This is a genomic window from Burkholderia aenigmatica (genome assembly GCF_902499175.1).
Classification (GTDB): domain Bacteria; phylum Pseudomonadota; class Gammaproteobacteria; order Burkholderiales; family Burkholderiaceae; genus Burkholderia; species Burkholderia aenigmatica.
Genome location: NZ_CABVQC010000070.1, coordinates 1 through 25,154, shown reverse-complemented (window position 1 = coordinate 25,154; position 25,154 = coordinate 1). Strand labels below are relative to the sequence as shown.

The following is a 25,154-nucleotide window of genomic DNA, read 5'->3' as shown; positions in this document are numbered from 1 at the left end:
CACCTTCTCCTTTCCTGAACCTGCGTGAATGACGGACGTGTTCCGATCACGGCCAACCCAACTCATGAAACACGAGAAGTTGCATGATAGGGCGATGGTATCATTCACGCAACTTCAAAAGTTTCGAGAGAGGGGAGCGCCGCTTGTGAGAACCGACAGTCGCTTGTCGCGCATGCTGCATGCGCTGATCCACATGGACCAGGTCGACGGCCCGATGACGTCCGAAGCGATCGCGACGATGCTGTGCACGAATCCGGTGGTCGTGCGGCGCTTGCTCGGCGGCTTGCGCGACCGCGGCTACGTGCAGTCGGAGAAGGGGCACGGCGGCGGATGGGTGCTGAGTGTCGCGCTCGACGACATCACGCTGCTCGACGTCTATCGCGCGGTGGGTGAGCCGCCGCTGTTCTCCGATCTCGTCACCGACGACGAGGCCGAATGCCTGGTCGAGCAGGCCGTCAACGCACACCTGTCGGCGACGCTGAAAGATGCCGAGACGACGCTGCTGGCCCGCTTCGGCGAAGTCACGCTCGGCATGCTGTCGCGCGAATTCGAAGCGAAGGCGGCCCGGCGGCGCAAGCCGCGCTGACGCGCCGCAGCATCGCGGCCGAGCGTGGCCGACGTGCGATCCGGCACGGCCGAAACCGCTGCGTCGCAACGTTCTGTCCCCCAACTTCTGCCCGGTTCGCCCGCCACAGGGCAAAATACGGGTTTTCCGCACCCGCGAGGGCGCGACCGAATCACGCGCCGGGCGGCGGCAGTTCGCAATCCGCACGCCACCGCCGGGCGCCCAGGCAAGATCGCTCGCCATGTCGCGAGCCCACAGGAGTCCAGACCTCATGCCCGAATCCAACCTGTCCTTCTTCGGCCGGCTGTCGCTTGCCGTCGGGACGTTCTTCTCCGTGCTCGGCAACCGCGAGTTTGCGGCCGGCGTGCTGCGCGTGCGCGATGGCGCGCCGGCACCCGTCGCGCCGGCACCCGCTGCCGCCCCGGCCCCGGCGCCTGCCGCCGCGCCCGTGAAGGCGCCGGCACCCGAGCTGCGCGAAGCGACCCCGCAGGCCGCCCTGCAACTGCTCGGCCTGCTGCAGCGCGATGCGCGCTTCATCGACTTCGTCGAGGAAGACATCGCCGGCTACGCGGACGCCGACATCGGCGCGGCCGCGCGCCTCGTGCACGACGGCTGCCGTGCCGCGTTGCGCGAACACTTCACGATCGTGCCGGTGCGCGACGAAGCCGAAGGCAGCCGCGTGACGCTGCCGGCCGGTTTCGACGCGACGGCCGTGCGCGTGACGGGCAACGTGGTCGGCTCCGCGCCGTTCACGGGCACGGTCAGCCATCGTGGCTGGCGGGTGGCCGACGTGCGCCTGCCGAAGCTGACGGGCAGCCACGACGCATCGGTCGTCGCACCGGCGGAGGTGGAACTGTGAGCGATCCGCGCTATTCGATCGGTATCGATCTCGGTACGACCCACTGCGCGCTGTCGTATGTCGACAGCGCCGCGAGCGACGGCGAAACCATCACGCAGCAGGTGCTGCCGATCGCGCAGCTCACCGCGCCCGGCGCGCTGGAGTCGCGCGACCTGCTGCCGTCGTTCCTCTACCTGCCGCATGAAAGCGAACTGACGCAGGGCGACCTGACGCTGCCATGGACGGCCTCGCGCGCCTTCGCGGTCGGCGAGATGGCGCGCACCCGCGGCGCCGGCACGCCGATCCGCCTCGTGTCGAGCGCGAAGAGCTGGCTGTGCCACCCGGGCGTCGACCGCCGCGCGGCGATCCTGCCGAGCGATGCGCCGCCGGAAGTGTCGCGCGTGTCGCCGCTGGAAAGCTCGATCCGCTACCTGACGCACCTGCGCGAAGCGTGGGACCACACGCATCCCGACGCGCCGTTCGCCGACCAGGACGTGACGGTCACGATCCCCGCATCGTTCGACCCGGCCGCGCGCGAACTGACGGCCGAGGCCGCCCGCGCCGCCGGCTACTCGCGGATGACGCTGCTCGAAGAGCCGCAGGCCGCGCTGTACAGCTGGATCCAGAAGAGCCAGGGCGGCTGGCGCAAGCAGGTGCAGGTCGGCGACCTGATCCTGTGCGTCGACGTCGGCGGCGGCACGACCGACCTGTCGCTGATCGCGGTGGTCGAGCGCGAAGGCAATCTCGAGTTGCATCGTGTGGCGGTCGGCGAGCACATCCTGCTCGGCGGCGACAACATGGACCTCGCGCTTGCGCATATCGTTGCGCGCAAGCTCGCGCAGCAGGGCACGCAGGCCGATCCGTGGCAACTGCGCGCGCTCACGTACGCGTGTCGTTCCGCGAAGGAAACGCTGCTGTCCGACCCGACGACCGACGCGGTGCCGCTCGTCGTGCCGAGCCGCGGCTCGAAACTGATCGGCGGCTCGATCCGCACGGAGCTGACGCGCGCGGAACTCACGCAGACGATCCTCGAAGGCTTCTTCCCGCAGGTGGACGCAGCCGCGCGCCCGGTGAGCCGCGCGCGCGTCGGCCTGACGCAGCTCGGCCTGCCGTACGCACAGGACGCGGGCATCACGCGCCATCTCGCGGCGTTCCTCGGCCGCCAGGTTGCGGCGCTCGACTCGCTCGAAGGCGTGCAGCGCACGCTGCCGCCGGGCGCGACGTTCCTGCATCCGACCGCCGTGCTGTTCAACGGCGGCGTGTTCAAGTCGACGCTGCTCACGCAGCGCGTGCTCGATACGCTCAACAGCTGGCTCGCCGCTGAAGGCGCGCCGCCGGCCCGCCTGCTGGAAGGCGCGGATCTCGATCTCGCGGTCGCACGCGGCGCGGCGTACTACGGCTTCGTGAAGCGCGGCCGTGGCGTGCGCATTCGCGGCGGCACGGCGCGCGCGTACTACGTCGCGATCGAATCGGCGATGCCCGCGGTGCCGGGGCTCGAACCGCCGGTGCAGGCGCTGTGCGTCGCACCGTTCGGGATGGAGGAGGGCTCGGACGCGGCGCTGCCGCCGCAGGAGTTCGGCCTCGTCGTCGGCGAACCGGTGCAGTTCCGCTTCTTCGGTTCGTCGGTGCGCCGCCAGGATCAGGTCGGCACGCTGCTCGACTACTGGTCGCCGGAAGAGCTGCAGGAGCTGGAGGAAATCCAGGCGACGCTGCCCGCCGAAGGGCGCACGGTCGGTGAGGTCGTGCCGGTGAAGCTGCATGCGCGCGTGACCGAAGCCGGCACGCTCGAACTCGAGGCGATCCCGAGCGGCACGAACGAGCGCTGGAAGGTCGAGTTCGACGTGCGCGGCGCCGCCTGAGCGCGATGAAGCGCTATACGGTCGGGATCGACCTCGGCACCAGCAATACGGTCGTCGCGTACGTCGAGGTCGGTTCCGACGCGATCCGCGTGTTCGACGTCGAGCAGCTGGTCGGCCCCGGCGCGGTGGCCGCGCAGCCGCTGCTGCCGTCGGTGCGCTATCACCCGGCGGCGGGCGAGCTGCCGCCGGAGACGCTGCGGCTGCCGTGGGCCGCCCACGCGAAAGCGAACGCGGCCGGTGCGACGCCGGCCGTGATCGGCCGCTACGCGCGCACGCTCGGCGCGCAGGTGCCGGGCCGGCTCGTCACGAGCGCGAAGAGCTGGCTGTCGCACGCGTCGGTCGACCGGCTCGCGGCGATCCTGCCGTGGGGCGCGGCCGACGGCGTCGACAAGGTGTCGCCGGTCGATGCCAGCGCGAGCTATCTCGCACACGTGCGCGACGCGTGGGACGCACGTTTTCCCGATGCGCCGCTCGCGAAGCAGGACGTGATCCTGACGGTGCCCGCGTCGTTCGACGACGGCGCGCGCGCACTGACGGTCGAGGCCGCGCGACGCGCGAAGCTGCCCGCGCTGCGGCTGCTGGAAGAGCCGCAGGCCGCGTTCTACGACTGGCTGTACGGCCAGCGCGAGACGTTGCGCGACACGTTTGCCGCCGCGCGGCGCGTGCTGATCTGCGACGTCGGCGGCGGCACGACCGACCTCACGCTCGTCGATGTCGCGCCGGGCGACGATGGCGAGCCGACCTTCACGCGCGTCGGCGTCGGCAATCACCTGATGCTCGGCGGCGACAACATGGACCTCGCGCTCGCGCGGCTGGTCGAGTCGCGGCTGACCGAGCCCGGCACGCGGCTGTCCGCCGCGAGCCTGTCGCAGCTCGTCGAGCGTTGCCGTGCAGCGAAGGAGCGGCTGCTCGGCGACGATGCCCCCGAATCCGTCAACGTCACGCTGCTCGGCGCGGGCAGCAAGCTCGTCGGCGGCGCGCGTTCGGCCGAGCTGACACGGCAGGAAGTCGAGCAGATCGTCGTCGATGGCTTTTTTCCGCGGGTCGAAGCCGGCGAACTGCCGCGCCGTGCGCGCGCCGCGATCGTTGAATTCGGGCTGCCGTATGCGAGCGACGCGGCCGTGACGCGCCACGTCGCCGCGTTCCTGAATCGTCATGCGGAAGGCCCGCTGCCCGACACGCTGCTGCTCAACGGCGGCGTGTTCCGTGCGGGCGCGCTCGCCGGCCGTCTCGCGCAGACGCTCGGCGCGTGGCGCGGCGCGCCGCTCGACGTGCTGCACAACGCGCATCCGGATGTGGCGGTCGCGCGCGGCGCGGTGGCCTATGGGCTCGCGCGCGCCGGGCATGCGCCGCGTATCGGCGGCGGCTCCGCGCGCAGCTATTTCCTCGTACTCGACGATGGCGCCGCAGACACGGCCGCGCGCGGCGTCTGCCTGCTGCCGCGCGGCACGGAAGAGGGCCACGAGATCCGGCTCGACGATCGTACGTTCGCGCTGCAACTCGGGCAGCCGGTGCGTTTCCACCTCGTGTCGACAGTGGCCGAGACGGCGTACCGGCCCGGCGATCTCGTCGATCTCGACGGCGGCGATTTCGTGCGGCTGCCGCCGATTGCGACGGTCGTCGACGCAAAAGCGGGCGGCGATGCGCGCGAAACGCCGGTGAAGCTCACCGCGTCGCTGACCGAGGTCGGCACGCTCGAAATGCACTGCATCGCGACCGACGATGCGGCGCGCCGCTGGCGGCTCGAATTCCAGTTGCGTGGCGATGCGCCCGCGCAGGGTGATGACGCTGCACTCGCGCGGCATCCGCGGCTTGACCAGGCAATCGAACTGATCGAGCGCTCGTTCGGCAGCAAGGCCGCCGGCGTCACGCCGAAAGACACGCGCCGGCTGCGCGCGCAGCTCGAACAGGTGCTCGGTGCGCGCGAAGACTGGGATGTCGCGCTCGCGCGCGAATTGTTCGACGCGTTGCTCGCGCGCGCACGGCGGCGGCGGCGCTCGGCCGATCACGAACGTGCGTGGCTGAATCTTGCCGGCTATTGCCTGCGTCCGGGCTTAGGCCATCCGCTCGACGCGTGGCGGATCGAGCAGCTGTGGCCGTTGTTCGACGACGGGATTCAATACGTGACCGACGGGCAGGTGTGGTCGGAGTGGTGGACGCTGTGGCGGCGCGTGGCCGGCGGCCTCGACGACGATGCGCAGACGCAGGTGCGCGACGCAATCGCGTTCCTCGAACCGACCGATGACAAGCGGCGCAAGCTGCCGTTCGATCCGGGCAAGGTCGGGCCGGCCGACATGACGCGGTTGTCCGCGTCGCTTGAGCGACTGCCGGTCGAGCGCAAGGTCGAGCTGGCTGAGCGGCTGATCGCGCAGTTGCAGAAGCCGGGCGAGCGTGCGCTGTGTGCGTGGGCGCTCGGGCGCATCGGCGCGCGGCGGCCGTTCTACGGGAGCGCGCACAGTGTCGTGCCGGCGGAAGCCGCGAAGGGTTGGCTCGATGCGCTGTTCACGCTCGACTGGAAGCAGGTCGAACCGGCCGCGTTCGCGGCCGCACAGATTGCGCGGATGACCGGAGACCGTTCGCGCGACCTGCCGGACGACACACGCGAGGCCGTGATCAAGCGCTTGTCGGCCGCGAATGCGTCGACGGCGTGGATCGACATGGTGCGCGAAGCGATCGCGTTCGACGAAGCCGACACGGTGCGCGTGTTCGGCGAAACGCTGCCGGCGGGGTTGAAGCTGCTGGCTGGGTGAGCCTGCCAGCGGACGGCGGCGGCGCGCGCGGGCTCAACGGAAGATGAAGGCGACGACGCTCTCGCAGTGCGCGTCGATCGCCTTTTCATCGAGTGCGTCGATGCCGTGCGCATAGCGCATTTCGGCCGTCAGCAGATAGGGCACCTGCGCGATGGCCGTGATCATGTACAGCAACTGGACCGGCTCGATCGACGCGAGCCCCCGGGTCGTTTCGCTGACGTAGCGGATCAGCGGGACCGAGCGGTCGTGGCGCGGCCGCACGAACGTTTCGGCCATCCATTTCAGCCGCTCCGAATCGCGATTCGCTTCCTGCATCATCAGCCGCGCGTGTTCGGGGTGCGCCGCGCAATAACGCACGTAGTTGCGGATGTACTGCTTGACGGCATCCATCGAAAACGTGTCCGACGCCGGGTCCGGCAACGCGACGCCGTCCATGAACCGGTCGAACAGCTGCGTCACGCTGGCGCGCCACAGGTTCTCCTTGTTGCCGAAGTAGTAGCGGATCATCGCGTGATTCACGCCGGCCGCATCGGCGATGTCCCGCACGCTGACCGCATCGAAACCGCGCGTCGAGAACTGCTCGAGCGCGATGCCCAGAATCTCCGAGCGGGTTTGCTCGCTGCGTTCCTGTTGTGCCTGACGGGCAATCTGCATGTTTCCTTTCCTCGATCGAACCCGTCGATTGTGCCGTCCGGCCGCATCGGCCGCAACGGGCCGTGTTCCCGCACTTCATTCGGCGTCGATACGGTGTCTCCGGCGCGTACCGGGGTCCGGGAAAACCCCGCGCCGCTTTTCATGGCGATCGCTTGACAGCGCAGGTCATTCCAAAAAATAATTATCCACTCGGATAATTATTGGATGTCCGCGATTTCGCGGAGACGATCGAAGCCACGCCATGTCGATACCCACCAGCCTGTCTCACGAACGCATCGCGTCGCCCGACGCCGGTCTCACGGAGCCGCACGGCGCGCCCGACGCGTCAGCCTGCCCCGACGCGCGTGCGCGGGAGACCGAAGCCCGGATGACCGACGACGAGCGCTTTTCGCTGCTCTACAGCCTGATGATCCGGGTGTTCGGCCGCAGCGGCCGCGAGCCGCGCGTGCCGGCCGATCTGCCGGTGATCGCGGGCTACGTGCCGGGCGTGCCGCGGCTCGGCGTGCCGGCGCTGAAGCTCGCCGACGCGAGCCTCGGCCTGCGGCACACCGAAACGCCGGGCGAGCGCGCGACCGCGTTCCCGGCCGGCCTCGCGCTTGGCGCGACCTTCAACCCGGCGCTGGCGCGCCGCATGGGCGAGGCGGTCGGCCGCGAAGCGCGCGCGCGCGGCTTCAACGTCGCGCTCGGCGGCGGCATCAACCTGGTGCGCGACGTCCGCAACGGCCGCAACTTCGAGTACGTGTCGGAGGACCCGCTGCTGTCCGGCCGGATCGGCGCGAACGTCGTCGACGGCACGCAGCGCGAGGGTGTGATTGCGCTGCTCAAGCACGTGTCGCTCAATGCGACCGAGACCAACAAGTTCTTCCTGAACGCCGTCATCGATCCCGACGCGCATCGCGAGAGCGATCTGCTCGCGTTCCAGCTCGCGATCGAGGGCGGCCGGCCCGGCGCGCTGATGGCGGCCTACAACCTTGTGAACGGCGAATACGCGAGCGGCAACCGGGCGTTGCTGCAGGACGTCGTCAAGGACGCGATGGCATTCCGGGGCTGGATCATGTCCGACTGGCGCGCGGTGTACGGCTGGGAGTTCGCGCTCGCGGGCCTCGATCAGCACTCGGGCGCGCAGCTCGACGAGGCCGAATGGTTCAACGAGCCGCTGCGGCGCGCGTACGACGCCGGCAAGGTGCCGCGCGAGCGCATCGCCGAGATGGTCCGGCGCATCCTGCGTTCGTGCTACGCGATCGGGATCGATCGCGAACGGGCGCCGGAGCCGGTCGATTTCGACGCGCATGGCGCGGTTGCGCTGCAGATCGCGCGCGAAGGCATCGTGCTGCTGAAGAACGAGCGCGTACTGCCGCTCGCGCCCGAGCGTCGGCGGATCGCCGTGATCGGCGGTTTCGCGCAGGCGGGCGTGGTATCCGGGTCCGGCTCCAGCCAGGTCATGCCGGCCGGCGGCTACGCCGCGGTGGTGCCGATGCGCAGCCATCCGCTGCTCGGTCCGACCGCGCTCTGCATCGGCGGCGCCTCGCCGCTGGGCGCGCTGCGCGCCATGCTGCCGGACGCGGTCATCGAGTTCGACAGCGGCGCGCACGTCGCCGACGCCGTCGCGCTCGCGCGCCGCGCCGACGTCGTGATCGTCCACGCGATCCGTCACGAAGGCGAGCGCTTCGACTGTCCCGACATGTCGCTGCCGTTCGGGCAGGATGCGCTGATCGAAGCGGTGGCGGGCGCGAACCGGAACGTCGTCGTCGTGCTGCAGACGGGCAACCCGGTCGCGATGCCGTGGGCCGGCGACGTGGCCGCGATCGTGCAGGCGTGGTATCCGGGGCAGGCGGGCGCGCGGGCGCTGGCCGAGATCCTGACCGGCCGCGTCAATCCGTCGGGGCGCCTGCCCGTCACGTTCCCGGCGGACATCGCGCATACGCCGCATCCGGCTTTGCCGGGCGCGGACGTCGAGCTCGGCACGCCGATCGACGTGCATTACCACGAGGGTGCGGAGGTCGGCTATCGCTGGTTCGCGAAGACGGGCGAGCCGCCGCGCTTCGGTTTCGGCTTCGGGCTCGGCTACACGACGTTCGCGTACGACGATCTGCGGCTGACGGGCGGCGACACCGTGCGGGCCCGTTTCCGCGTGACGAACGTCGGCGCGCGCGACGGGGACGACGTGCCGCAGATCTACCTGACCCATGCCTGCGGCATGGGCCACATGCGCCTGCTTGGTTTCGAGCGCGTGACGTTGCGCGCGGGCGAATCGGCGGAACTGGCGATGACGGTCGATCCGCGGCTGCTTGCGCGGTTCGACGGCCGCATCGGGCAGTGGCGCATCGACGACGGCACGTATCGCGTCGTGCTCGCCCGGGCGGCCACCGATCCGGTGCTGGTCGGCGACGTGCGGCTCGACGCGCGTGCGTTCGGCCGCTGAAGCGCGGCACCACGGCGGCGCGCGCACATCACAGTGAACGGAGACGAGATGGACGATTGCATGGCCGCGGCGAGCGGCAAACGGAGCAGCAGGTACCTCGGCGTGACGCTGACGATCGCGTTCGTCGGCATCTGGCTTGCGCTGCTGCCGTATCCGATGGTGATCCTGCCGATGATGGCCGAGCGCATCGCGCCGGCCGACAAGGCGAGCGTGCTGGCGCACGCGCTCGGCATCGGCGCGATCGCCGGGCTCGTCGCGCAGCCGGTGTTCGGCGTGCTGAGCGACCATACGCGCAGCCGCTGGGGGATGCGCAAGCCGTGGATCCTGGGCGGGATGGTGGCCGGCATCGCGGCGATGGCCGTGATCGTCGGTGCGCGCACGCCGTGGCAGCTCGCGCTCGGCTGGGCGCTGACGGCGCTCGCGTTCAATGCGACGCTGAGCGGCCTGAACGCGGTGATTCCGGATCAGGTGCCGCGCGAAAAGCTCGGCTTCTATTCGTCGATCGTCGGCTTCACGCCGCCCGTCGGCATCCTGGTCGGCATGTGGATCACGCGCCGCTTCGCGCCGGATCTCGTCACCGTCGCGTGGGTGCAGGGCGCGTTCGTCGCGGCGACCGTGCTCGGCTTCGTCGTGTTCGCGGACGACCGGCGGCTCGCGGCGGGGCGCGTGACCCGGCCCGACTGGCGGATGCTGGTGTCGAGTTTCTGGACCAACCCGGTGCGCCATCCGGATTTCGGGTTCGCGTGGCTGTCGCGCGCGCTGGTGCTGTTCGGCGTGACGAGCCTGCAGACCTATCTGCTGTTCTTTCTGCGGGACCGGCTCGGACTCTCGCAGCAGGATGCGCCGCACGCGATGTTCGTCAGCCTGCTCGTCGCGACTGCGACGATGACGCTCAGCGCGCTTGCGTTCGGCCGGTTGTCCGACCGGTTGCGGCGCCGCAAGCCGTTCGTGATCGGCGCGGGCATGGGGCTCGCGCTCGGCCTGCCGACGTTGCTGGCCTGCGATTCGTTTGCGCAGTTCATCGCGGTGGTGGCCTGGATCGGCATTGCGCAGGGCGCGTATCTGTCGGTCGACCTCGCCCTCGTGACCGAAGTCCTGCCGGATCGCGATGCCGCCGCAAAGGACATGGGCGTCTTCCACCTGGCCAACGTCGTGCCGCAGATCATCCTGCCGCTGTGCACGCCGTGGCTGACCGCGAGCGGCGGCGCGATCCGCTACGACGCGCTGTTCGTGGCGGCCGGCGTCGTGACCGCACTCGGTGCGCTCGCGATCGCGTTCGTGAAATCCGTTCGATAACTTCCTGACGATCCTCTCATCATGCAACCCCGTCCGAATTTCATCATCTTCGTCGCCGATCAGTTGCGGGCCGACTGCGTACACGCGATCGAGCCGGACACGATCGTGCAGACGCCGAACCTCGACCGGCTCGCGGCCGACGGCGTCGCCTTCGTCAACGCGTTCGGGCAGCACAGCGTGTGCTCGCCGTCGCGCGTGTCGTTTCTGTCCGGCTGGTATCCGCACGTCGCCGGGCACCGCACGCTCGAATATCTGCTCGGCCCCGACGAACCGAGCTTTCTGCGCGTGTTCAAGGACAACGGCTATCACGTCGCGATGGCGGGCGGTCGAGGCGATTCGTTCGCGGCGGGCGCGACCGAGCTGTCGATGCACGAGCACGGTTTCCTACCCGAGGAAACGCGCAGCAGCGCGGCCGAATTCCTGCGCAGCAAGGCGGCGGGCGACCCGTCGGACCCGATGACGCGCGCGTTCTATCGCGGCGAGCGGACGGCCGACGCGGCCGCGGTCGAGTACGACGAAGTCGTCGTGCGCACGGCCGAACGCTGGCTTGAGAATCCGCCGCAGGGGCCGTGGGTGCTCTATGTGCCGCTGTTCGCGCCGCATCCGCCGTTCGAGGTCGAGGCGCCGTGGTTCTCGATGGTCGATCGCGATGCGGTGCCGCCGCCGCTCGCCGCGCACGGCGCGCAGCCGGCATTCGTCGACGCGCTCGCGCGCGCGCACGGCTGGGACCGGCTGACCGGGCGCCAGTGGCGGGAGCTGCGCGCCGTGTACTACGGGATGGTGTCCCGTCTCGATCATCACGTCGGCCGCGTGATGGACGCCGCGCAGCGGGTGGCCGAGCCGGGCAGCCTGGTGACGACGTTCTTCTCGGATCACGGCGAATATCTCGGCGATTTCGGGCTCGCGGAGAAGTGGCCGTCGGGCGTCAATGAATGCCTGCTGCGCATTCCGCTGATCGTGTCGGGTGCGGGCGGTGTACGAGGCGAGCGCTCGGATGCGATGGTCGAGATGATCGACGTGTTCCCGACGCTGCTCCAGCTGGCCGGGCTGCAGGCGCCGCATGCGCACTTCGGCAAAAGCTTTGCGCGGTGCCTGACGGAATCCGGCGCGGCGCATCGCGAGTACGCGTTCAGCGAAGGCGGTTTTCGGGTCGATGAGGCCGAGTATTTCGAGCGGGCGGCGTTTCCGTACGACGTCAAGGCGGCCCTTCAGAAAGCGCAGCCGGAATCGGTGGGCAAGGCGGCGGTCGTGCGCACGCACGACTGGACTTACGTGTGGCGTTTGTATGAAAGCCCCGAACTCTATCGTCGCGGCGACGATCCGCACGAAATGAACAATCTCGCCGGCGCGCCCGAGCACGCGGCGATCGAGGCGGCGCTCGCCGCTCGCCTGCTGCGCTGGATGGTGGAGACGGCCGACGTGCTGCCGTCGGCCAAGGGCGTGCGGTTTCCGGTCGTGAATCTGCCGCGTCCCGGCGACGTGCGCGAATAGTCGCCTGCCTCCGGTTCGCTCGCGAGGCGAACCGGATCGGCGAATCCGGCAAGCCGGGCATCGCGACGCGGCGATGCATGCCGGGCGATACGTCGCGGAGTGCTCGACGACGTGTCGCGATCCGGTTCGATACGGCTCGAACCGGATCAATCAATCAGTAGTGCAAATATAACGGAGGAGACGTGAAGAAAGCTGCAATGATCGGTGTCGCGATGACGATCGCCATCGCCGGCGGGGCACACGCGCAGTCCAGCGTGATGTTGTTCGGCACCATCGGCGCCGGGGTACGGTGGGTCGACGGCGTGAAGGGTGGGCATCAGATGGGTTTCGACAACAACACGGTGTCCGGAAACTACTTCGGCATACGCGGCACCGAGGATATCGGCGGCGGGCTGAAGGCCGTATTCGTGTTGCAGAGTGCGTTTTCTTCGGGCAATGGCGCGCTGGTGTCGAGCAGCACCTTCTTTACCAAGAACGCATACGTCGGGCTGTCGGGCGGCTTCGGGCGCCTGACGCTCGGGCGCCAGTTGAACGCGGCCGAGGACGTCGGCGTCACGCTCGACCCGAATTCCGCGCAGGGCCCGTCGCTGGCGGCCGTGCCGGGCATTGTCTGGGGCGGCAACTTCTTCACGCTCGATGCGCGTTTCAACAATACGATCAAGTATGTCGGCCGGTTCGGCGGCTTCACGCTGCGCGGCAGCTATTCGCCGGGCGGCGTCGCGGGCAGTTCGCGCGCGAACATGAACTATGCGCTCGCCGCGAGCTATCAGTATCAGACGCTCGTGTTCGCGACCGCGTTTCAGCGGACCTACAACGCATCGGCGTCGCAGTGGGCGCAATCGACGATCAACGGCGCGACCTGGCAGATCGGGCCGGCGCGTGCCTACCTCAGCTACAGCACGCTCGCGGTGAGTGCAGCCTCCGCCGGCGGCCCCGAGCGGCGCGACCGGATTCCGTCGCTGGGGCTCGTCTATCAGATCACGCCGTTCCTCCAGTTCACCGGCGCCGGCTACTACGACTTCGCCAGCAACCTGAAGAACGTGTCCGGCGCCGACGGCCGCAAGCTGACCACCTACGCGATGCTCGAATATTTCCTGTCGAAGCGCACGGAGCTCTATCTGGAGTTCGACCGCAACGGCTTTTCGGGCGCGTACAAGCGCGACCCGACCAACGTGTCCGGGCTGAGCCTGACGCCCGACGGGCGAACGGTGACCGGCGTGTCGATCGGCATGATCACGCAGTTCTGACGGGGCGCTCGACGCGGGGCGGCCGTCGCGTCGCCCGCGCCGAAGCGTCCATTGATTCACTTCCATTCAGGAGCGCGCAATGAGCGTTCGTCGTATTCCCGTTCGCCGCACGATTGCGGCACTGGCCGGTATGTTCGTGATGGCCGCCGCGGCGGCGCAGACGCCTGCCGATGACGCAGGCGCGTCGACCGCGGCGCCGGTGTCGCCGCCGGATGCCGCGACGGCCGGAAAGGCAACGAAGGCGGCCAAGGCCGCCGACCGCCAGTTGATGAAGCGCGTCGCACGCGTGCTGAGCCGGGTGGCCGGGCTCGACTCGAGCCGGATGCTCGTGCGCGCGCGCGACGGCGCCGTGACGTTGTCCGGGACCGTGCGGGACAACGTCCAGGTGTCGCTCGCGGTGGCGGCCGCGCAGGCGGTGCCGGGCGTGCGCGTGGTGTATAACCGGTTGCGGCTCAGCACCCAGCGCGGCTGACGCACGCGGACCGGCGCTGCCGGGCATGGCGGCCGTGCGGGTCGTTCAGCCCGGCAGCGCCGGTTCGTATCGCGGTTCGCCCGGCGTGATGTCGTGTGCGTCGTGTGCGCCCGCGCGCCGCGCGAGATGAATCCCCGCCAGCATGCAGCGCACCGATCCACCGGCCAGTTCGATCGTCGGCACGTCGAGCGGCAGCAGGCGTGCGGAACGCTCGATCGTCGCGCGCTGCACTGGCGTGAGGCAGTCGTACGCGCGCCGCGACAGCGCGAGTACACGCCCCTCCTTGCCGGACAATTCCAGCGTATTACCTGCGAAATTCGCGATCTGCGACGCATCGAGCGCGATCACCGTGCGCCCCGTTTCGGCCAGCCGTTGTGCGATCTCGTCGCGACGGCGGCTGTCGGCGATGAGGTCGAGGCCGACCATCGCGAACTCGGTCGCGACGCTCATCATCACGTTCGTGTGATAGATCGGCCGCCCGTCGGCGTCGGCCGTATCGAAGCAGATCGGTTCGAAATTGAAGTTCGTGCAGAAGCGTTCGAGCGCGACCGGATCGGCGCGGCGCGAACGCGCGGTGTACGCGATCCGCGCCACGTGGTCGAGCACCATTGCACCCGTGCCTTCGAGGAACACGTCGTCGTATTCGAGCCCGGAATAATCGATCACGTCCTGCACGCGATACTCGGCCTTCAGCATCTCGACGATATCGGCGCGCCGTTCACGACGCCGGTTCGCGCTGAACATCGGATACAGCGCAACGTGGCCGCCCGGATGCGTCGAGAACCAGTTGTTCGGGAACACGGAATCGGGCGTGTCGCGTTCGCCGTGATCGTCGAACACGTGCACGCGCACGCCGGCGTCGGCGAGCGTCTGCGCGGCGGCCGTGACTTCGTCGCGCGCGGCGGCGGACACGGATGCCGCGCCGTGCGTGCCGTCGGCGGCGGCCGTGCGCTGGAACGCGTTGTCGGCCGCGGTCTGCGGGTTCGGCAGGAAGCGGTGCGGCCGGATCATCACGACGGCGGCCGGCGCCTGGATCGATACGAGATTCATGGAAGGCAAGGACGAAAGGCTGGAAACCGGGCGGCGTGCGTGCCGCCCGGGCATCGCGGTCAGCGCGCGAACGCGGCGACGGCTTCGGTGACGTACGCCGCGTGACCCTGCGCGATCGCGGCCGGGTCGTCGATCAGTGCGAACAGGTTCTTCGGGTCGACGGCCGGCGGAATCAGCGCGATCTCGACGCCCGCGTTGTGCTGCTGGGCGAGCGCATACAGGTAGCGCAGCGCCGAGTAGTCTTCGAGCGCGAAGCCGACCGAGTCGAACACCGTGACTTCGTCCGCACGTTCGCGGCCGGTCGTCTCGCCCTGCAGCACGCGCCACAGCTCGGTGACGGGGAAGTCGGCCGGCATCTGCTGGATCTCGCCCTCGATGCGCGATTGCGGCTCGAATTCGACGAACACGCGGCCCGCATGCAGCACGCCCGCTTCGAGTTCGGTCTTGCCCGGGCAATCGCCGCCCACGGCGTTCAGGTGCATGCCGGGCTCGATCATGTCGGCCGTGACGATCGTCGCGTACGCCTTGTCGGCGGTGACGGTTGTCACGATGTCGGCGCCGCGCACGGCGTCGGCGGTCGACGCGGCGCGCACGACGCGCAGCGCCGGGTACGCGGCGAGGTTCTGCACGAGCTTGTCGGTCGCGCGCGGATCGACGTCGAACACGCGGATTTCGTCGATGCCGAGCAGCGTGTGGAACGCGATCGCCTGGAATTCGCTCTGCGCGCCGTTGCCGATCAGCGCCATCGTGCGCGAGTCGGGACGTGCGAGCGCCTGCGCGGCGAGCACCGACGTGGCGGCCGTGCGCAGCGCGGTGGTCAGCGTGAGTTCGGCAAGCAGCAGCGGGTAGCCGGTATCGACTTCGGCGAGCGCGCCGAATGCCATCACCGTGTGCATGCCGCGCGCGGCGTTGACGGGGTGGCCGTTCACGTACTTGAACGCGAACAGCGATGCGTTCGCGACAGGCATCAGCTCGATCACGCCGTCGCGCGAGTGGCACGCGACGCGCGGCGATTTGTCGAAGTCGGCCCAGTGCAGGTAATCGGCGCGCAGCGTGTCGACGAGCTCGCGGAGGAACGTCGTGACGCCGGTCCTGGCGATCAGTCGGGCGGTGGCGGGAACGTCGAGGAAGCGGGTCATGCGTTTGTCTCCAGTATTCTCAGTGCCGGTACGGGTGTCCCTGGCGTTCTGGTCGACCGGGCTGTGCTTCGGCTCGGGCTGCCTGTAAAGCGGCGGCACGGCCGGTTTGGCCGGTCGAGAACGTCATTATTTCCGTGAGTCGAGCCAACAAAAAGACGGCAAAAGTGGCAGATTTATCGATAGACTTGCCAAAATGCTGGTCCGATCCGGCAATTTGACTAAGTCACGGTGGCCAGAATGCACAGCCTCCGGCACGCTGGCGGCCGGTTCACGCTCAACAGGAAAGCCCGCTCATGATCACGCTCGACGACGTCGACCGGCAGCTCATCGCACTGCTGCGCGACAACGCGCGACTGCCCGTCGTCGCGCTGGCGAAGGAATTGCGCGTCGCGCGCGCGACCGTGCAGAACCGGCTGACGCGGCTGGAGAAAAACGGCGTGATCGTCGGCTATACGGTGCGGCTCAAGCCGGCGGCGGAACGGCACCGGATCCGCGCGCTGATGTCGATCGCCGTGCAGGGCAATCGCGGCGCGGAAGTGGTGAAGGTGCTGCGCGGGCATCCGAACGTCGCGTCGATCCACAGCACGAACGGGCGCTGGGATCTCGTCGCCGAGCTGCATGCCGATTCGCTCGAGCACTTCGATCGCGTGCTCGGCGCGATCCGGCTGATCGACGGGATCGCCAATACCGAGACGAGCATTCTGCTGTCGACGCACAAGGCGTGACGAGGGGCGGGGCCGCGTTGGTCCGGTTGCTGCCGGGAGGCTCGATCGTGGATGGATCGGCCACGTCGCAGCGGCGAAGCAAAGGAACCCGCGCGAAATGTGCTGCGTCGCACCCTTGTCCGGTTGCCACGTCGACTACGCAACGGATGGCCTGCATCCGGACCCATTTTCCCGGGGGTACAAGCCAATCGTTGGCCGGGCGGTGGAGCGGATTTCGTCCGCGTGCAGACCGATACGCGCCACGAACGGGTGGGCGGACGGGCGCACCTCGTCGCTTCGGCATCGCCATTCGACCGATGCACTCGGGAATTACACCAATCAACGTCGGAAAGTTAAAACTTTGGCACTCGCCAATGGGGCGGGCATGCTAGCCTGAAGCGGCAATATTAAAAAAGCCCTCAATAAATGACAAATCAATAACATGAAACAGGCGATAGAAGATGCAGGGGGGCGGGGAGCGTGCTCGCAAAGTACGCCAACAGTGCACGCCGCAGCTGCGGGAAGGGAATCGGAGCCGATCAGTCTGATCGAGCTTGGCGCTCGCGTGTCGTCGGTGACGGTGCTGGGCGTGTTTGCTTATATGCTCTTTCTGCAGTGGCGACTGGATACGAGCCGGATCACGCTGATCCTGCTGTTGGTCTCCTCCGTTCTGACCGTTGGCTTGTCGGCGTTTGCGAACTTGCCGAGGCGGCGCGACTGGCATCCCGTCGCGGTGTTTTTTACGCTTGGCGGTTCGTTCTATTGCCTCGCCTATCAGCTGACCGCCAGTACGCAACTGATTCCGGAGTGGGCCGGGGGCACCTGGCAAATTGCCGGGATCGCATTGCAATTGTTCGCCAAGCTGTCGTTGGGGCGCTCGTTCGGTCTGCTGCCGGCGAATCGGGGCGTCGTCTCGACCGGTGCGTACCGCTTCGTGCGTCACCCGATCTACGCCGGTTATCTGCTGTCTGAAATCGGTTTCCTGCTCGCCAACTTCAGTACCCGAAACCTGGTCACGATCAGTGTCTGGATGGTGTTGCAGATCGGGAGAATCATGCTGGAGGAGCGCCTGTTGTCGGACGACGCGGATTATCGTGCGTACCGGGCCCGGGTTCGGTACCGGCTGATTCCGGGCGTGTTCTGACGGACATGCCGAACGCTCGCCATGCCTGATCGTGGATGAGCGCCATGAGCGTGGGGCCGGCGCAGCGTCGTGCGCCGGTTTCCGTCGAATCGGGTGGCGAATCGCGCGGCAGGGTCAGGCGTGGGCCGCCGGCTCCGGAAACACCGGCTCGCCCAGCGTCAGCATCAACCGGTTTGCCCACGCGAAGATCGCGACCGCGTGCGACAGGTCGAGAATCTCCTCATGTGTCAGCCCTTCGGCTTCCAGCGCGGCGATATCGCGCGCGTCGACCGTATCGGGCCGCTCCGTCAGCGCGATCGCGTAACGGATGATCGCGCGCTCGCGCGCCGTCGTGCCGGCCGTCGCCGGATCGTCGAACACCTGCTCGATCGCGTCGGTGCGTTTCGCGAGTTGTGCGAAGCGCTGCGCATGCACGGAAGCGCAATACACGCAGCCGTTCACGCGCGACACGGCCGTGCTGGCCAGTTCGCGCTCCGCGCGCGACAACCCGCCGGGGCCGTACATGATCGCGTTGAACACGCCCGAGCGTTGCCGCAGGATCTCGGGAAGATGGACGAGCAGCAGGTAATAGTCGGACGTCTTCGCGTGCGGGTGGCTCGCTTCGAGCACGGCAAGCTGGTCGGGCGTCGCGGCATCGAGCGAAACGGTGTCGAGCCAGGCACGCCAGCCGAGCGTGTCGGACGTGAAGCCGTGGGTGGTCGTCGTCATGCGGCCTCCGTGGCGGCACGTGCCTGAAGCGCTTGCGCGGCAACGGCGACACGCAACTGATACGCGACGAATGCCACGAGCTGCGACAGCGCGACGATCGCGGGCGTCGTGAGTCCGGCCGACTTCAGCGCGTCGAGATCCGACGGGCGCGCATCGACAGGGGCGAGCGTCAGCAGTCGAGCATGCGCAAGGATCGCGCCGATGCGTCGAGGCAGCAGGTCAAACGCATCGGCGTCCGCGCGTGCGATATCGTCGAGCGTGCCGCCTGCGTCGACCAGTCGTGCGCGATAGGTGTCTGCCAGCACACGTGCGTTCGATTTTTCCGCGACATAGCGTGCGGCATGCAATCGTTCGATTAACGAAAGATCCGGCAGCGCGGGATCGAACAGCGCAGCTTCGCTCAGCCGCGTATGCAGCAGCACCTTGTCGCGCGCGCGGCGTAGTGCAGCGACCGCGTCGCCGTCGCGCAGGCCGGCGATCGCGTCGATCGTGTCCGGCGCATCGGCCGGCGTGATGGATTCAGTCATCGTTTCGGGTCCCTTCGTCGTCAATGTGATCGATGGATGCGCGCTTACGCATCGGCGTCGCGCCATTCGTCGCCTTGCAGTTCCGCATTGGCATACGCGACGAGCGCGTCGTAGTGGCGGTCGCGGTCGGCGTCGAACAACCGGCTCGCGATGCCGCGCGCAAGCCGCTGCGCGCCCGCACTGATGGCCGGGATATCGCCGGACAGCTTGCCGTGGCTCAGGCTCGCCGCATGGTTGAAGCAGTGGATCCGCGTGATGGCCGCGCACGTGCCGGGCTCGCGCTCCTGGAACGCGAACGCGGGGCCGAGATCGGGCGACTCGGCGAGCTCGTCGAGCCACGTGCCCGGTTCCGCTCGATAGCGATCCTTCCAGCGCCGCACCTGCGCGCCGAACGACGCGAATTCCGCGCGGGTCGTCCAGTCCGAATGAAAGCCGGTCGCGAAGATCAGGAAGTCGACGGTGTAACGCCCTCGCGGTGTCGTCACATCGAGGCCGTCCGCGTGTTCGGCGAGCGTCTCGATCGGGCTGCCCGCATGAAAATGCGCGTGTGCGTGGCGCGACACGCGCAGCACGCTGTCTCGTGGCGGCGGCGTCTGCGATGTCAGCGCGTAGTGCATGAAGCGCCACTTCGTCGCGTCGTCGAGATCGGCGTAGCCGTGCACGAGGCCCGGGCTGCCGATGCCCGTCAGCTTGTTGATGCGCGGAATGTCCGCGCGGCGGAAGAACAGGTCGACGCGCGCGGCACCGGCTTCGAGCGCGGTGCCCGCATTGTCGAACGCGGATGCGCCCGCGCCGACCACGCCGATGCGCTTGCCCGCGAGCGCCGCGAAGTCGATCGGCTCGGACGAATGGGCCCAGCGCGTGCGCGGCGCACGTTGCGCGACGGGCGGGACATACGGGCCGCCGAGCCCGTCGCGGCCGGTCGCGAGTACCACGTGCCGCGCGAGCAGCGTCTGCGCTTCGCCGTTGCCGCGCACATCGAGCGCGAGCAGGCCGTCGTCGCGCGGACGTAGCGCGACGAGCGTGGTGTCGTTGCGCACCTGCAGGTCGAGCACGCGCCGGTACCAGCGCAGGTAGTCCATCCATTGCGTGCGCGGAATCTTGTAGAGCGCGTCCCATGCGTCGCGGCCGCATTGCGCTTCGAACCAGGCGCGGAACGTCAGCGCGGGCAGGCCGAGCGCGGGGCCCGCGAGTTGCTTCGGCGAGCGTAGCGTGTCCATCCGCGCGAACGTGACCCACGGGCCTTCGTAGCCGGCCGGCGCGCGGTCGATCACGCACTGGTTGTCGATGCCGAGCAGGCGCAGTTCGGCGGAAGCGGCGAGCCCGGCCATGCCGCCGCCGACGATCGCGACGTCGAGCACGCGTGTGCCGTCCGCGTCGCGCGGCGGCACCCACGACGGCGCAGGCAGGTCGAGCCAGCGCAGGTCTTGCGCGAGCCGGGCTTCGAGTGCGTGGAGTGCGTCGAGTGGCGTCGTCATGCGGCCTCCGGGCGTGTGCGGCGCGACCGTGTCGTGCGTGTCGTACGTGACGGGCGTGGCGGGCGCTCGGTGCGCAGCCGGTCGCCGCGCAGCAGCGCGTCGTGCGCGGCGGCTTCGTGAAAGGTCACGTCGTCGAGCAGTGCGCGCGTCGTGCGGTGCAGCGTGTCGAGCAGCGCATCGATGGCCGCCGTGCGCGCCTTGCCGGCCGGCGTCGCGACGCCGAACGCGAACGGGATGTCGACGTCGAGCGGGCGTGCGACGACACCGTCCACCGGCAGCGCGACGCCCGTCGCCGGATCGACGATGCCGATCCCGATGCCTGCGCGTGCGGCCATGACCGCGTTCAACGACGCATTGGTTTCGATGAACACGCGTGCGTCGACTCGTGCGGCCGCGAATGCCGCGTCGATCCGCTGACGCAGCCGGTGCCGGTTCGCGACCGTCACGATGCGGCGGCGCGCGAGATCGCGCAGCGCGATGCGCGGCTGCGCCGCGAGCGGGTCGCCGGCGGGCAGCACGGCGACGCACGGCGTCTGCGCGATCCAGTGCACGTCGAGCCCCGCATGCGCCATCGGCAGTGTGACGACGCCGACATCGGCCGTGCCGGCCAGCACCTCGTGCACGACATGCTCGGCCGATTCGCTGCGCAACTGATAGTGCGGCGCCTGCGCGCCGTCGGGCAATGCGGCGAGCGCGGCCGGCACGAGCGTGGCCGCAAGCGAAGGCGTCGCCGCGATGCGGACGGGTTCGGCGGTTGCATCGCCGAGCGCCCGTGCGCGCGCCTCGATCGCACGCAGGCCGACCAGCGAGCGTTCGACTTCCTCATAGAGCAGGAACGCGCGCCGTGTCGGCGTGACGCGCGGGCCGTGCCGGTCGAACAGCGCGTAGCCGAGATCGGCTTCGAGCTCCTGGATCTGCCGCGTGACGGCCGGCTGCGAGCGGCCGAGCAGCTCGCCCGCGCCGGTCACGCTGCCGGCCGACATGACCGCGGAAAAGGCTTCGAGTTGATGCAGCTCCATGACGCGTTCCGATGATGCGATTTGCGCATTGTAGGAGGGCGAGCATGCGCGATTCATATAATGATTTTTGCTATCGACAGCGTGAAAACTTCGAAGCGCCCGATCGTCGCGATAGCCGGTTGTGCGTGCGTCCGCGTGGGTGGCGGCAGGTGACGCGAACTAAACGCCAATCGAATCAAAGTGATGCGTTGTGTGCGGATACATCGCGCGGTGCAGCACGTGCGGGTGGCCGTTCGCGACTCTCATCCGCTTCGCGCCGCGCACGATATCGATATGCGCAAAACTTCGTTGGATCGTCCTGAACCGGATGGTTACATGCCCTCACTCTTTTCGACTGACTGAAGCTGGGGGACGCATGAACGTTTCGGGGAACGACGCACGCGGCGCATGGCGGCGCGTGTTGGGCACGGTGGCGGCGTTCGCTGCCGCATGGGGCTTGTCGACGGGCGGCGCGCTCGCGGCGGGCGTGTCGGGCGAGCCGGTGGTGATCGGCGTGAGCGGGCCGCTCACGGGCCAGGATGCGCAGTACGGCGAACAATGGAAGCGCGGCTTCGATCTCGCGCTCGACGAGATCAACGGCAGCGGCGGCATTCACGGCCGGCCGCTCGCGGTCGACTTCCAGGACAGCCGCAGCGACCCGCGCCAGGCGGTGGCGATCGCACAGAAGTTCGTCGCCGATCCGCGCATCGCGATCGAACTCGGCGACTTCTCCAGCGCGACGTCGATGGCCGCGTCGCCGATCTACCAGCGCGGGCAACTGATCCAGTTCGGCTTCACGAACTCGCATCCGGACTTCACGAAGGGCGGCGACTATCTGTGGAGCACCGCGCTGAGCCAGGCCGAGGAGCAGCCGCTGCTCGCACGCTACGCGGTGAAGGAACTCGGCTTCAAGCGGATCGCGGTGCTGTACCTGAACACGGACTGGGGCCGCACCAGCAAGGACATCTTCGCGAAGGCGGTGGCCGGGCTCGGCGCGCAGGTCGTCGCGGCCGAAGGTTATCAGCCGACGGAGAAGGATTTCCGTTCGACGCTCGTGCGGATCGGCGCATCGAAGCCCGATTCGATCGTGCTGATCTCGTACTACGCGGACGGCGCGCAGATCGTGCGGCAGGCGCGCACGTCGGGCGTCACGCTGCCGATCGCGGCGGTCGGCTCGGTGTACTCGCCGAAATTCCTCGAGCTGGGCGGCGCGGCCGTCGATGGCGTCTATACCGAATCGAATTTCTTCCCGGCCGAGCCGCGCCCCGAGGTGCAGGCGTTCGTGCAGCGCTATCGCGCGAAATTCCATGCCGATCCCGATTCGTTCGTCGCGCGGGCGTACGACGCGCTGATCCTGTCGGCCGAGGTGCTGCGCCGCTACGGCACGACGCGCCAGGCCGCGCACGACGGTTTCGCGAAAATCAGCGACGTGCCGAGCGTGATCTTCGGCAGGGTGCGCTTCGATCCGCAGACGCGTCGCGTCGCGGGCGCGCGCACCGTGTATCTGGTCGTGAAGCAGGGGCAGTGGGCGCTGTGGGATGGCGCGAAACCGCAGCTCGCCGCGCGTTGAACCCGGCCCTGAACAGCATGCACGTAACGGACGCATCGTGATGGCTTCCTGGCTCGACTACACGCTCAACGGCCTCATCGTCGGCAACATCTACGCGCTGCTCGCGGTCGGGCTCGCGCTGATCTTCGGCGTGTCGCACCTGATCAACTTCGCGCACGGCTCGGTCTACATGGTCGGCGCATTCATCGGCTGGCTGTGCCTGACGCGCTTCGGGCTGCCGCTGCCGGTCGCGCTCGCGGCGGTCGTGGTCGGCTGCGGCGCGCTCGGCGTCGCAATCGAACGGATCGGGCTGCGGCCGCTGCGCCACGCGGCACGCATCGCGCCGCTGCTCGCGACGATCGGCATCAGCTTCATCCTCGACCAGCTCGCGCAGCTCGCATTCGGCGCGGACCCGCGCGCGGTGCCGACGCCGCTGCCCGATTGGCATCTGCGGATCGCCGGCGCGACGCTCGGCTCGCTGGACCTGCTGATCGCGGGCATCGGCATCGCGGCGGCCGCGCTGCTGTACGGCTTCCTGCGTTTCACGCGGCTCGGCTGGGCCGTGCGCGCGACCGCGCAGGATCGCGACGCGGCGCTGCAGATGGGGGTCGACGTCGACCGCGTGAACCAGACCGTGTTCGCGATCGCGTGCGCGCTCGGCGGTGTGAGCGGGCTGCTGGTCGGCATGTACTACAACAGCATCGACCCGGCGATGGGTTTCCAGGCCACGCTGAAGGGCGTGGTCGCGCTGCTGATCGGCGGGCTCGGCAATGTGCCGGGCGCGATCGCCGGCAGCCTGCTTCTCGGTCTCGTCGAAAGCTACGGCGTCGCGCTGTTCGGCACGAGCTACCGCGACCTGTTCGCATTCGGACTGCTGATCGTGTTCCTCGTGTGGCGGCCGAACGGGCTGTTCAGCGCGAACCGCGCGCTGCCGCCCGAGCCGATGACGGGCACCTTCCTCGCGGCTGCGAAGGCCGTGCGTGTGCCGCGCCCGGTACTCATCGCGCTGACCGTGCTGGCGGCCGTGCTGCCATGGCTCGGTGCGTCGCCGTACGTGTTGCAGACGCTGACCAATGCGTGGCTGTACGGGCTGCTCGCGCTGAGCCTCACGCTGGTGGCGGGCACGGTCGGGCAGATCTCGCTCGGCCACGCGGCGCTGCTCGTGATCGGCGCGTATGCGTCGGCGCTGCTGTCGTCGGATCTCGGCTGGTCGCCGGCCGTGACGATTCCGTGCGCGGGCGTGATCACTGCCGCGCTCGGCACGCTGCTCGTCTATCCGGCGTTTCGGTTGCGCGGTCACTACGTGTCGATCGCGACGCTCGGCATCGGTGAAGTGGTGAGCCTCGTGATCCTGAACTGGGACGGCCTCACGCGCGGCCCGCTCGGCATCACCGGCATCGCGCCGCTGCCATGGGCGACGACCGCGCGTGCCGCGTACTGGTTCACGTTCGCGGTGCTCGTCGTGTTCGCGCTCGTGCAGGTGCGGCTGCTGCGCTCGCATCTCGGCCGCACGCTGCGCGCGGTGCGCGAGGATGACGTTGCCGCGCGCGCACACGGCATCGCGCCGAATCGCTACAAGGCGATCGCGTTCGCGGTCGGCGGCGTCGCGGCCGGTGTGAGCGGCGGGATCGCCGCGCACCTGTACAGCTACATCAATCACCAGACCTTCGATTCGCAGGTGTCGATCCTCGCGTTGACGATGGTGATTCTCGGTGGGCTCGGCAACGTGCTCGGCGGCATCGCCGGCGCGATCGCGCTGATCGGGCTGCCCGAACTGTTCCGCTGGGCGGCCGATTACCGGATGCTGATCTATGGCCTCGTGCTGCTGCTGCTCGTCCGGTTCCGGCCGCAGGGCCTGCTCGGCACGGTGTGAGGAGACCTGCGATGACCACCCATCGACCCTTGCTCGACGTGCAGGGCCTGACGCGCCGCTTCGACGGCGTGACCGCCCTCGACGGTGCGAGCCTGACGCTCGCCGACGGCGAGCTGCTGAGCGTGATCGGGCCGAACGGCGCAGGCAAGTCGACGCTGTTCAACCTGATCGCGGGCGCCGACCGGCCCGATGCGGGCCGTGTGACGTTCGACGGCCGCGACATCACGGGCACGGCGCCCGAACGCCTCGCGGCGCTCGGCATCGCGCGCACGTTCCAGCACGGCCGCGTGTTCGGCAACCTGAGCGTGCTCGACAACGTGCTGATCGGCGCGCATGCGCGGCTGCGCGCGGCGCGGCCGGGCTGGCCCGCGCTCGGCGTGGCGGCCGAGG

Annotated in this window: 21 protein-coding genes; 14 read left to right on the top strand and 7 right to left on the bottom strand. The window is 68.9% G+C overall.

Features of this window, described 5'->3' with window-relative positions; all coding sequences use genetic code 11:
* The first annotated feature begins 145 nt into the window (after positions 1-145).
* From BDO18943_RS34585 to BDO18943_RS34570, 4 genes are all read left to right on the top strand, one after another.
* Positions 146-586 (top strand): Rrf2 family transcriptional regulator, encoded by a 441-nt coding sequence (locus tag BDO18943_RS34585; protein ID WP_175025798.1) that lies wholly within the window; start codon positions 146-148, stop codon positions 584-586.
* Between the two features lie 250 nt (positions 587-836).
* Complete coding sequence (locus BDO18943_RS34580; protein WP_043178329.1) at positions 837-1,424, top strand: DUF2760 domain-containing protein; 588 nt, start codon at positions 837-839, stop codon at positions 1,422-1,424.
* Positions 1,421-3,262: an Hsp70 family protein gene (locus BDO18943_RS34575; RefSeq protein ID WP_043178326.1), complete on the top strand. Its 1,842-nt coding sequence runs from the start codon at positions 1,421-1,423 to the stop codon at positions 3,260-3,262. The genes BDO18943_RS34580 and BDO18943_RS34575 overlap by 4 nt, the downstream gene beginning before the upstream one ends.
* Before the next feature lie 5 nt (positions 3,263-3,267).
* Complete coding sequence (locus tag BDO18943_RS34570) at positions 3,268-6,012, top strand: Hsp70 family protein (protein ID WP_175025797.1); 2,745 nt, start codon at positions 3,268-3,270, stop codon at positions 6,010-6,012.
* A gap of 33 nt (positions 6,013-6,045) precedes the next feature.
* Here BDO18943_RS34570 and BDO18943_RS34565 read toward each other — a convergent pair whose 3' ends face one another.
* Positions 6,046-6,666, bottom strand: coding sequence for a TetR/AcrR family transcriptional regulator (locus BDO18943_RS34565; protein WP_175025796.1), 621 nt, complete (start codon positions 6,664-6,666; stop codon positions 6,046-6,048).
* A gap of 241 nt (positions 6,667-6,907) precedes the next feature.
* On the opposite strand from BDO18943_RS34565, the gene BDO18943_RS34560 reads away from it, so the two are divergent.
* The 5 genes from BDO18943_RS34560 (at position 6,908) to BDO18943_RS34540 (ending at position 13,594) form a co-directional block, all read left to right on the top strand.
* Entirely contained in the window at positions 6,908-9,088 is a 2,181-nt protein-coding gene (locus BDO18943_RS34560; protein WP_175025795.1) for a beta-glucosidase family protein, read from the top strand.
* A 48-nt stretch (positions 9,089-9,136) separates the two neighbouring features.
* A complete protein-coding gene (locus BDO18943_RS34555) occupies positions 9,137-10,384 on the top strand; it encodes an MFS transporter (protein WP_175025794.1) in 1,248 nt (415 codons plus the stop codon).
* A gap of 21 nt (positions 10,385-10,405) precedes the next feature.
* Positions 10,406-11,875 carry a sulfatase-like hydrolase/transferase gene (locus tag BDO18943_RS34550; protein WP_175025793.1) on the top strand — a complete coding sequence of 490 codons (1,470 nt, stop codon included), beginning with the start codon at positions 10,406-10,408 and terminating at the stop codon, positions 11,873-11,875.
* A gap of 197 nt (positions 11,876-12,072) precedes the next feature.
* Positions 12,073-13,122: a porin gene (locus tag BDO18943_RS34545; protein ID WP_175025819.1), complete on the top strand. Its 1,050-nt coding sequence runs from the start codon at positions 12,073-12,075 to the stop codon at positions 13,120-13,122.
* A gap of 79 nt (positions 13,123-13,201) precedes the next feature.
* Positions 13,202-13,594 (top strand): BON domain-containing protein, encoded by a 393-nt coding sequence (locus BDO18943_RS34540; RefSeq protein WP_235996267.1) that lies wholly within the window; start codon positions 13,202-13,204, stop codon positions 13,592-13,594.
* 45 nt (positions 13,595-13,639) lie between these two features.
* Here the strand turns inward: BDO18943_RS34540 and ctlX are convergent, their stop codons facing one another.
* Together ctlX and BDO18943_RS34530 are read right to left on the bottom strand one after the other, a co-directional pair.
* A complete protein-coding gene (gene ctlX, locus BDO18943_RS34535; protein WP_175025792.1) occupies positions 13,640-14,644 on the bottom strand; it encodes a citrulline utilization hydrolase CtlX in 1,005 nt (334 codons plus the stop codon).
* Between the two features lie 59 nt (positions 14,645-14,703).
* Entirely contained in the window at positions 14,704-15,783 is a 1,080-nt protein-coding gene (locus BDO18943_RS34530) for an ornithine cyclodeaminase (RefSeq protein WP_175025791.1), read from the bottom strand.
* Positions 15,784-16,076: 293 nt separating this feature from the next.
* Here BDO18943_RS34530 and BDO18943_RS34525 point away from each other — a divergent pair, with 293 nt between their 5' ends.
* Both BDO18943_RS34525 and BDO18943_RS34520 read left to right on the top strand, forming a co-directional pair.
* Positions 16,077-16,508, top strand: coding sequence for an Lrp/AsnC family transcriptional regulator (locus BDO18943_RS34525; RefSeq protein ID WP_006479718.1), 432 nt, complete (start codon positions 16,077-16,079; stop codon positions 16,506-16,508).
* A 421-nt stretch (positions 16,509-16,929) separates the two neighbouring features.
* On the top strand, positions 16,930-17,631 hold the full coding sequence (locus tag BDO18943_RS34520; protein WP_175025790.1) for a methyltransferase family protein: 702 nt from the start codon (positions 16,930-16,932) through the stop codon (positions 17,629-17,631).
* Positions 17,632-17,745: 114 nt separating this feature from the next.
* On the opposite strand, the gene BDO18943_RS34515 is transcribed toward BDO18943_RS34520, so the two are convergent.
* From BDO18943_RS34515 to BDO18943_RS34500, 4 genes are read right to left on the bottom strand one after another with little or no spacing between them, the layout of a single operon-like run.
* The gene (locus BDO18943_RS34515; RefSeq protein WP_175025789.1) at positions 17,746-18,339 is read right to left on the bottom strand and encodes a peroxidase-related enzyme; all 594 of its coding nucleotides are present in this window, start codon (positions 18,337-18,339) and stop codon (positions 17,746-17,748) included.
* Complete coding sequence (locus BDO18943_RS34510) at positions 18,336-18,866, bottom strand: CMD domain-containing protein (RefSeq protein WP_043178316.1); 531 nt, start codon at positions 18,864-18,866, stop codon at positions 18,336-18,338. The genes BDO18943_RS34515 and BDO18943_RS34510 overlap by 4 nt, the downstream gene beginning before the upstream one ends.
* A gap of 44 nt (positions 18,867-18,910) precedes the next feature.
* Complete coding sequence (locus BDO18943_RS34505; protein ID WP_175025788.1) at positions 18,911-20,344, bottom strand: NAD(P)-binding domain-containing protein; 1,434 nt, start codon at positions 20,342-20,344, stop codon at positions 18,911-18,913.
* Positions 20,341-21,363, bottom strand: a complete 1,023-nt coding sequence (locus tag BDO18943_RS34500; protein WP_043178314.1) for a LysR family transcriptional regulator — start codon at positions 21,361-21,363, stop codon at positions 20,341-20,343. The genes BDO18943_RS34505 and BDO18943_RS34500 overlap by 4 nt, the downstream gene beginning before the upstream one ends.
* Positions 21,364-21,718: 355 nt before the next feature.
* Here BDO18943_RS34500 and BDO18943_RS34495 point away from each other — a divergent pair, with 355 nt between their 5' ends.
* The 3 genes from BDO18943_RS34495 to BDO18943_RS34485 all read left to right on the top strand — a co-directional run.
* On the top strand, positions 21,719-22,912 hold the full coding sequence (locus tag BDO18943_RS34495) for an ABC transporter substrate-binding protein (protein WP_175025787.1): 1,194 nt from the start codon (positions 21,719-21,721) through the stop codon (positions 22,910-22,912).
* A 40-nt stretch (positions 22,913-22,952) separates the two neighbouring features.
* Entirely contained in the window at positions 22,953-24,764 is a 1,812-nt protein-coding gene (locus BDO18943_RS34490; protein ID WP_175025786.1) for an ABC transporter permease, read from the top strand.
* Between the two features lie 11 nt (positions 24,765-24,775).
* The coding region (locus BDO18943_RS34485) for an ATP-binding cassette domain-containing protein (RefSeq protein ID WP_175025785.1) at positions 24,776-25,154 on the top strand (379 nt) is incomplete at its 3' end.

Excerpts from the sequence above, each read along its gene's own strand:
- BDO18943_RS34500 (WP_043178314.1), bottom strand. The coding sequence starts at position 21,363 with ATGGAGCTGCATCAACTCGAAGCCTTTTCCGCGGTCATGTCGGCCGGC.
- BDO18943_RS34505 (WP_175025788.1), bottom strand. The coding sequence starts at position 20,344 with ATGACGACGCCACTCGACGCACTCCACGCACTCGAAGCCCGGCTCGCG.
- BDO18943_RS34525 (WP_006479718.1), top strand. The coding sequence starts at position 16,077 with ATGATCACGCTCGACGACGTCGACCGGCAGCTCATCGCACTGCTGCGC.
- ctlX (WP_175025792.1), bottom strand. The coding sequence starts at position 14,644 with ATGAATCTCGTATCGATCCAGGCGCCGGCCGCCGTCGTGATGATCCGG.
- BDO18943_RS34540 (WP_235996267.1), top strand. The coding sequence starts at position 13,202 with ATGAGCGTTCGTCGTATTCCCGTTCGCCGCACGATTGCGGCACTGGCC.
- BDO18943_RS34560 (WP_175025795.1), top strand. The coding sequence starts at position 6,908 with ATGTCGATACCCACCAGCCTGTCTCACGAACGCATCGCGTCGCCCGAC.
- BDO18943_RS34530 (WP_175025791.1), bottom strand. The coding sequence starts at position 15,783 with ATGACCCGCTTCCTCGACGTTCCCGCCACCGCCCGACTGATCGCCAGG.
- BDO18943_RS34495 (WP_175025787.1), top strand. The coding sequence starts at position 21,719 with ATGAACGTTTCGGGGAACGACGCACGCGGCGCATGGCGGCGCGTGTTG.
- BDO18943_RS34570 (WP_175025797.1), top strand. The coding sequence starts at position 3,268 with ATGAAGCGCTATACGGTCGGGATCGACCTCGGCACCAGCAATACGGTC.
- BDO18943_RS34545 (WP_175025819.1), top strand. The coding sequence starts at position 12,073 with ATGATCGGTGTCGCGATGACGATCGCCATCGCCGGCGGGGCACACGCG.
- BDO18943_RS34520 (WP_175025790.1), top strand. The coding sequence starts at position 16,930 with ATGAAACAGGCGATAGAAGATGCAGGGGGGCGGGGAGCGTGCTCGCAA.
- BDO18943_RS34555 (WP_175025794.1), top strand. The coding sequence starts at position 9,137 with ATGGACGATTGCATGGCCGCGGCGAGCGGCAAACGGAGCAGCAGGTAC.
- BDO18943_RS34580 (WP_043178329.1), top strand. The coding sequence starts at position 837 with ATGCCCGAATCCAACCTGTCCTTCTTCGGCCGGCTGTCGCTTGCCGTC.
- BDO18943_RS34490 (WP_175025786.1), top strand. The coding sequence starts at position 22,953 with ATGGCTTCCTGGCTCGACTACACGCTCAACGGCCTCATCGTCGGCAAC.
- BDO18943_RS34515 (WP_175025789.1), bottom strand. The coding sequence starts at position 18,339 with ATGACGACGACCACCCACGGCTTCACGTCCGACACGCTCGGCTGGCGT.
- BDO18943_RS34550 (WP_175025793.1), top strand. The coding sequence starts at position 10,406 with ATGCAACCCCGTCCGAATTTCATCATCTTCGTCGCCGATCAGTTGCGG.
- BDO18943_RS34565 (WP_175025796.1), bottom strand. The coding sequence starts at position 6,666 with ATGCAGATTGCCCGTCAGGCACAACAGGAACGCAGCGAGCAAACCCGC.
- BDO18943_RS34510 (WP_043178316.1), bottom strand. The coding sequence starts at position 18,866 with ATGACTGAATCCATCACGCCGGCCGATGCGCCGGACACGATCGACGCG.